The organism is Bacteroides sp. RTP31139st1_H2_RTP31139_211217, assembly GCF_040227615.1.
Taxonomy (GTDB): domain Bacteria; phylum Bacteroidota; class Bacteroidia; order Bacteroidales; family Bacteroidaceae; genus Bacteroides; species Bacteroides uniformis.
The window spans coordinates 1-6,934 of record NZ_JBCNZM010000076.1 but is presented as its reverse complement, the minus strand read 5'-3'; the positions used below and the strand labels follow the sequence as shown (position 1 = coordinate 6,934).

Genomic DNA, 6,934 nt, shown 5'->3' with positions numbered 1-6,934 from the left:
CCATGAAGTCATGTGGGATTTGGTAGATAATCTGATTCAAGATAGGATAATCTTTACTCCAGCTATTTTCAAAGATGAAGAATCGAATAAAGAACGATTGAATGAAGTCGTTTTCTTCATAGAAGGAGGATTAATGCAATAATAATTCGATAGAGAAAAGGACATTTGACTTTGAAGAGTTTTCTGTAAATGCATTTCAAGTGCATAGAAAATAGCCAATTAAAAATAAAGAATTATGTACGAATGGGCCAATGAAATGAACTGTGCCGTAACTGTATGCGACACAAAGGGAATCATCCTATATATGAACGAGAAAGCATGCCGTACGTTTGCCAAACACGGTGACCTGATAGGCAAGAATCTCTTTGATTGCCACAACCCGCAATCGCAAGCCAAGATACGCGAACTGCTGGAGACGGGGGGAGTGAATGCCTACACCATTGAGAAGAACGGTGTCAGGAAAATGATTTATCAGACGGCATGGAAGCAGGACGGAGTGGTCGGTGGCCTGGTGGAGATTTCGATGGAAATACCCGGAGAGATGCCACACTATATGAGAAAATAACAAAATGATATATGATATGAAAACACTTTCTAATTCAGAACTGACAATTAAAGTCTCCCCACATGGGGCCGAGTTATGCAGTATCTTGCATGATGGAAAAGAATATCTTTGGCAGGCAGACCCCGCTTTTTGGAAACGGCATTCTCCGGTGCTTTTTCCCATTGTAGGTAGCGTTTGGGAGAATGAATACCGCCACGAAGGCGTTTCCTACGCATTGACGCAACACGGTTTTGCCCGCGATATGGATTTTGAATTGATGCTTGAACTGGAAGATGAGGTACGCTATCGACTGGTTGACAGTGAGGAAACACGCAAGAAATATCCTTTCCCGTTTTGCCTTGAGATAGGCTATCGGATAGAGGGAAAGAAGATTGAGGTGCTTTGGAAAGTCATCAATACCGGAACACGCGAAATGCACTTCCAGATAGGGGCCCATCCGGCTTTCTATTACCCGGACTATGATACGGAGACAACGGACCGTGGATATTTCGGCTTTGATAAGACGGAAGGTTTGCACTATATCCTTATCTCCGAGAAAGGATGTGCCGCTCCGGATAAGGAATATTTGCTTGAGTTGACAGATGGCCTGCTGCCTTTGGACATCCACTCCTTTGATAAAGATGCCCTGATTCTGGAAAACAGTCAAGTGAAAGAAGTTACATTATATAATAAGGAGAAGAAGCCCTATCTCAGTCTGTATTTCGACACTCCGGTGGTGGGGTTGTGGTCGCCTCCGGCCAAGAATGCTCCGTTTGTCTGCATCGAGCCGTGGTACGGGCGTTGTGACCGTGCCCATTATAAGGGCGAATATAAGGATAAGGACTGTATGCAGCACTTGGCGCCGGGAGGAGTCTTTAAAGGTGGGTATACAATTGATATAAGATAAAAAATGAAGAAGGATACTGAAAATAATTCGGTATCCTTTTTATTTGGAGAATGCAATGTCATTATCTTTGCGCCCGGTAAAAAATATAGGTTGTTTTTTAAGGTATGAAGAAGAGTCTTATTGCATTGGCGTTCGGCACATTGGGGCTAGGGATTGCCGAATTTACGATGATGGGTATTTTGCCCTATGTGGCTACTGATTTGGGAATCAGCATTCCCGTGGCCGGTCATTTCATTTCTGCGTATGCGTTGGGTGTTTGTTTTGGTGCGCCCATGCTGCTCCTGGCCCGTAAACGCCCGTTGAAGCAGATTCTGCTGGTCTTGATGGCATTAATGATTGTGGGTAATATTTGTGCGTCTATGGCACCCAATTATTGGGTCTTGCTGTTGGGACGTTTTGTTTCCGGACTTCCTCATGGCGCTTATTTTGGGGTGGCTTCCATTGTTGCGGGAAAATTGGCTGATAAGGGGAAAAGCTCGGAGGCGGTTTCAATTATGATAGCGGGAATGACTGTGGCCAATCTGTTTGGGGTGCCGTTGGGTACTTCGTTGAGCCATACACTGTCTTGGCGTGCCACGTTTCTGCTGGTAGGTGCCTGGGGATTGATAACACTGTACTACATTTGGCGTTGGGTACCGCAGGTCGAAGGACTGAAAGACACGGGATTTAAAGGACAGTTCCGTTTTTTGAAGAAGCCGGCGCCGTGGCTCATATTGGGAGCTACGGCTTTGGGCAACGGTGGCGTATTCTGCTGGTATAGCTACATCACCCCGTTGCTGACTGAGGTTTCCGGTTTTAGTGCGGAAAGCATTACGGCGCTGATGGTACTGGCAGGATTCGGAATGGTTGCCGGCAATCTGGTCAGTGGGCGCATGTCCGACCGGTACACTCCGGGAAAGGTAGGTACGGTGGTGCAAGGGATGATATGTGTTATTTTATTATTGATATTTTTACTCTCGCCCCATCCGTGGTGTTCGGCAATATTGATGACACTCTGTACGGCAGGTTTGTTTGCCGTCTCCAGTCCGGAGCAGGTGTTGATGATTCGTGTGGCCCCTGGAGGAGAAATGTTGGGAGGCGCTTGTGTGCAGATGGCCTTCAATTTGGGGAATGCTATCGGAGCCTATATCGGAGGTCTTGCCTTGAGTGGAGGATACCGTTATCCCGCATTGGCAGGCGTACCGTTTGCACTGATGGGATTTATTTTATTCCTTGTCTTCTACAAGAAATTTCAGGCGAAGTATTAAGTGTTTCATTTTTTTTGTGTATGTTTGTCCGCAAGTATTAACTAAACTCGATAACTTATGAAGACTTTGAATTATGTGAAGATATTGCTGTTGTGTGTATTTACGATTGGGCTGGCGTCTTGTGGGGATGATGTATATTATACCATGCAGAATAGCGACGACAAATTGTGTGGGAAGACGTGGATAGAAGAATATCAGACGGAAAACAAAGATGGAGTTGAAGTGTTATGCAGTCATCAGCTGAAGTTTGCCAAGGCTGATAATTCTGGACAGGAAATCTGGGAGTATTATCGCGGAGGCGAGTCCCGTCCCTATGAAACGACTTCACGTACTTTTACTTGGAAATGGATGGATAAGTCTATGGAGGGGTTGACTCTGAATTATGGTGCCGGTGAAATCAAGTACTTTGATAATGTATGGGTGCGCGAACATTATTTATCCGGTAAACTGGATGGAGTGGTTGTTATGATGGTAGATGCTAATTATAAATAAAGTATGGCTTATGAATAATATGTTGAAATACACAAAAATGTTATTGTTGTTTGTCCTTGTATTAGGATTGACATCATGTGATAGTGAGGAAGAAACGGAATATAATCTGCCCGGTGAATGGTATACATCTGAAGAAATAGATTTCGGGGCATATACTTGGGGTAGGGGGACGATTATGACCTTTAACGCGCGCAACCAAGGTACTATTGGTTCATATGGCGACCCGAATTATTTGCTTTTCAGATGGAATTGGGTTAGTGGGGCTTACAATCTGATGGAATTGGAATTCTATGATGGTGGCAGCATGGCTTACATTGAAGGAGCCATGGCTGATTCTTATTCTTTCAGTGGTACTTGGTATAATAGCTGGAGGGAATATCAAGATAATATTCACGGACAGCCTTTTCGTATGCGTCGGCAATGACGACATGCTTATCAATAAAAAACGGAGCAAATCAATTGCTCCGTTTTTTATTGTATGTCAGCTTTTTACTTATTCTTCAAAACCAATTTCTTGAACTCTCCCGGATAAGGTGTTTCAAACCGCATCAGCTCTCCCGTGACGGGATGATAGAAACAGAGTTTGAAAGCATGCAGGGCCAAGCGTCCGATAGGATTTACGTCTTCCAGTCCATAGCGTCCGTCGCCGATAATGGGATGCCCCAAATCCTGCATGTGTACACGTATCTGGTTTTTTCGTCCCGTTTCCAGGTTCAGTTCAACGAGAGAGTATCCATTGGCTCGTTTGATGGTACGGTAATGCGTAATGGATTCTTGTCCCCCGTCATCTGTCGGACTTGAATATACATACAGCTTGCGGTCTGTCAACCAAGAAACCACGTTTCCTGCATCTTTTTCCATCTCGCCGACCACTACGGCTACGTATCGCCGGTCTGTTACAATGTCATGCCAGTTATCGCGTAGTGTACGTTGGGTCTTCTCGTCTTTGGCAAACATCATCAAGCCGGAGGTGTCACGGTCCAGGCGGTGCACGATGTGTACACGGTGCTGCTTGCCCGAGCGTTGCACGTATTCATTCAAGATGGTATAGGCGGTACGTTCCTTTTGCCGGTCAGTGTTGACGGACAGCAAACCCTGCATCTTCTCTATCACGATGATATAGGCATCCTCGTATACAATCTTCATCAGTTTATGGTTGAACTCTTTACGTCCCTTCTCACGGCTGATTTGTACTTTCATACCCGGTTTCAGGGGAAAATTGTATTGTGTAGTGATAACGCTGTCCACATATATAATGCGTTTGCTCAGCAATGATTTCAGCTTGGTGCGGCTGGCGTCCGGCATTTTAGCTGCCAGAAACTCCATGAGCTCCATCGGTTCCTTCACCATGTAGTCCGTATATTGTGTGCGGGCTCTTGCTGTAATTTTTTCTTTTGCCACGACTGGTTTTAATTTACGATTAGACAATTTACAATTTACGATTGAAAACTACTTGGACTTTCAATCTTTTAATTCCAATAATACTACGTTTTCCACATGGTGGGTGTGCGGGAACATGTCTACCGGTTGAACGGCCTTCACTTTATATTTCGCATCGAGCAGTTGCAGGTCGCGCGCCTGCGTAGCCGGATTACAGCTGACGTATACGATGCGTTTGGGTTCGGCAAACAGAATGACATCCACTACATCCTGGTGCATTCCGGCACGGGGAGGGTCGGTGATGATGACATCGGGACGGCCGTATTGGTTGATGAAGTCTTGTGTCAGCATGTCTTTCATATCTCCGGCAAAGAACAATGTGTTTTTAATTCCGTTAATCTCGGCATTGACCTTGGCGTCTTCAATGGCTTCGGGCACATATTCTATGCCGATTACCTGGCGTGCGTGCTTGGATACGAAATTGGCAATGGTACCCGTGCCGGTATAAAGGTCATAAACAAGCTCGTTACCGGTCAGTCCGGCAAAGTTGCGTGCTACTTTGTAGAGGTTGTAGGCTTGTTCGGAGTTGGTCTGATAGAAAGATTTGGGACCTACCTTGAAGCGCAGTCCCTCCATTTCCTCGAAGATGTGGTCTTTTCCCTTGAAGGTGTGTACCTCGAGGTCGGTGATGGTATCGTTGCACTTATTATTAATAATGTATAGCAGGGAAGTGATTTCGGGGAATGTATCTGCTATGTATTGCAGCATTTGCTTGAACAGAGCCATTTCCTCCTCTTTCTCTATCTTGCAGATGAGGATTACCATCAGTTCGCCGGTGGTAGAGGTACGCACAATCATATTGCGTAGCATTCCTTCATGCGTACGCAGGTTGATGAAGGAATAGTTGTGCTGGTAGGCATAGTCGCGTACCGCATTGCGGATGCGGTTGGATATATCGTCCTGCAACCAGCACTTTTCTATGGCAAGCACTTTATCGAAAGCATTGGGAATATGGAAGCCTACGGCATTCATCTGTTCGTACACTACATTCTGCTGAACCTCTTCTGTCGTCAGCCAACGTTTGTTGGAAAAAGTGTACTCCAGTTTATTCCGGTAGAACTGAGTTTTTTCTGAACCTAATATCGGAGAGATTTCCGGCAATTCGATTTTGCCGATGCGGGTGAGGTTGTCCGTTACTTGTTTTTGCTTATACTTGATTTGCTCGGAATAGGGGAGAACCTGCCATTTACAACCGCCGCATACACCATAATGTTGGCAGAATGGAACTGCCCGTACTGCCGAATATTCATGGAATTTCACAGCCTCGGCTTCAGCATAATGATGCTTTTTTCTCTTAATTTGCAGGTCAACTACATCGCCGGGGACGACATATGGTACGAAAATCACCAAATCATTGACTTTTGCGATGGCTTTTCCTTCGGCAGCCACATCCGTAATTGTCACCTTCTCCAGTAGGGGAAGTTCTTTTCTCTTTCTTGCCACTTTTACACCAATCTAATAAATTCTTCGGCAAAAATAGACATTTTTTCGGGATTTCTCTCTATGAAATGAAATATTAAAGATTGCAATGTCGAAATTGCATTTTAGCATAAAGTTTTTTCTGAAAAAGTTTTCTAGTCTGCGAAATATACTTAGATTTGCGAGCAGAAAAGAGAAATCACTATCAAAAACTTTAAATTTATATTATGGACAAAAAAAGAGTTTATACCTTTGGTAACGGCCAGGCAGAAGGAAAGGCCGATATGAGAAACCTTTTGGGTGGGAAAGGTGCTAACCTTGCAGAAATGAACCTTATAGGGGTTCCGGTTCCTCCGGGCTTTACAATAACGACAGAAGTTTGTACGGAATATTATGAAATGGGGCAGGATAAAGTCGTTGCTCTGTTGAAGAATGAAGTTGAACAAGCCATTGCCCATGTGGAAACACTGATGCGTTCCAAATTCGGTGATGTGGAGAATCCGTTGCTGGTTTCCGTACGTTCGGGTGCGCGCGCTTCCATGCCGGGCATGATGGACACTATCCTGAATCTTGGCTTGAATGACGAAGTGGTGGAAGGCCTGACGCGCAAGACGGGCAATGCACGCTTTGCATGGGACTCTTACCGTCGTTTCGTGCAGATGTATGGCGACGTGGTGCTGGGCATGAAACCGGTGAACAAGGAAGATGTAGACCCGTTCGAGGCTATTATAGAAGAGGTGAAACATGCTAAAGGCGTGAAGCTGGATAACGAGCTTGAGGTGGAAGACCTTAAGGAACTCGTGAAGAAGTTCAAGGCTGCGGTGAAAGAACAAACCGGAAAAGACTTCCCGACTTGTGCCTACGAGCAGTTGTGGGGTGCCGTTT

At 45.2% G+C, this 6,934-nt stretch carries 8 protein-coding genes; 6 read left to right on the top strand and 2 right to left on the bottom strand.

Annotated features, from left to right (window positions below; all coding sequences use genetic code 11):
• Nucleotides 1-235: 235 nt before the first annotated feature.
• The 5 genes from ABUA47_RS13545 to ABUA47_RS13525 all read left to right on the top strand — a co-directional run bounded on the left by ABUA47_RS13545 (nucleotide 236) and on the right by ABUA47_RS13525 (nucleotide 3,614).
• Nucleotides 236-565: a PAS domain-containing protein gene (locus tag ABUA47_RS13545; protein WP_035448305.1), complete on the top strand. Its 330-nt coding sequence runs from the start codon at nucleotides 236-238 to the stop codon at nucleotides 563-565.
• A 16-nt stretch (nucleotides 566-581) separates the two neighbouring features.
• A complete protein-coding gene (locus tag ABUA47_RS13540; protein WP_035449249.1) occupies nucleotides 582-1,451 on the top strand; it encodes an aldose 1-epimerase family protein in 870 nt (289 codons plus the stop codon).
• A gap of 104 nt (nucleotides 1,452-1,555) precedes the next feature.
• Nucleotides 1,556-2,698: an MFS transporter AraJ gene (gene araJ, locus ABUA47_RS13535; RefSeq protein WP_009036955.1), complete on the top strand. Its 1,143-nt coding sequence runs from the start codon at nucleotides 1,556-1,558 to the stop codon at nucleotides 2,696-2,698.
• Nucleotides 2,699-2,755: 57 nt separating this feature from the next.
• Nucleotides 2,756-3,190 (top strand): hypothetical protein, encoded by a 435-nt coding sequence (locus ABUA47_RS13530; protein ID WP_005828348.1) that lies wholly within the window; start codon nucleotides 2,756-2,758, stop codon nucleotides 3,188-3,190.
• Between the two features lie 10 nt (nucleotides 3,191-3,200).
• Entirely contained in the window at nucleotides 3,201-3,614 is a 414-nt protein-coding gene (locus ABUA47_RS13525) for a hypothetical protein (protein WP_008663282.1), read from the top strand.
• 65 nt (nucleotides 3,615-3,679) lie between these two features.
• On the opposite strand, the gene ABUA47_RS13520 is transcribed toward ABUA47_RS13525, so the two are convergent.
• Together ABUA47_RS13520 and rlmD are read right to left on the bottom strand one after the other, a co-directional pair.
• A complete protein-coding gene (locus tag ABUA47_RS13520) occupies nucleotides 3,680-4,591 on the bottom strand; it encodes an RluA family pseudouridine synthase (protein ID WP_035448307.1) in 912 nt (303 codons plus the stop codon).
• A 60-nt stretch (nucleotides 4,592-4,651) separates the two neighbouring features.
• On the bottom strand, nucleotides 4,652-6,073 hold the full coding sequence (rlmD, locus tag ABUA47_RS13515; protein WP_008663284.1) for a 23S rRNA (uracil(1939)-C(5))-methyltransferase RlmD: 1,422 nt from the start codon (nucleotides 6,071-6,073) through the stop codon (nucleotides 4,652-4,654).
• Between the two features lie 203 nt (nucleotides 6,074-6,276).
• Here rlmD and ABUA47_RS13510 point away from each other — a divergent pair.
• Nucleotides 6,277-6,934 (top strand): PEP/pyruvate-binding domain-containing protein (locus ABUA47_RS13510; RefSeq protein ID WP_349831663.1); only part of this gene is annotated, 658 nt, incomplete at its 3' end.

What these genes read in the sequence shown, in the direction of transcription:
- ABUA47_RS13545 (WP_035448305.1), top strand. Translation starts at nt 236, where the DNA reads ATGTACGAATGGGCCAATGAAATGAACTGTGCCGTAACTGTATGCGAC.
- ABUA47_RS13540 (WP_035449249.1), top strand. Translation starts at nt 582, where the DNA reads ATGAAAACACTTTCTAATTCAGAACTGACAATTAAAGTCTCCCCACAT.
- araJ (WP_009036955.1), top strand. Translation starts at nt 1,556, where the DNA reads ATGAAGAAGAGTCTTATTGCATTGGCGTTCGGCACATTGGGGCTAGGG.
- ABUA47_RS13530 (WP_005828348.1), top strand. Translation starts at nt 2,756, where the DNA reads ATGAAGACTTTGAATTATGTGAAGATATTGCTGTTGTGTGTATTTACG.
- ABUA47_RS13525 (WP_008663282.1), top strand. Translation starts at nt 3,201, where the DNA reads ATGAATAATATGTTGAAATACACAAAAATGTTATTGTTGTTTGTCCTT.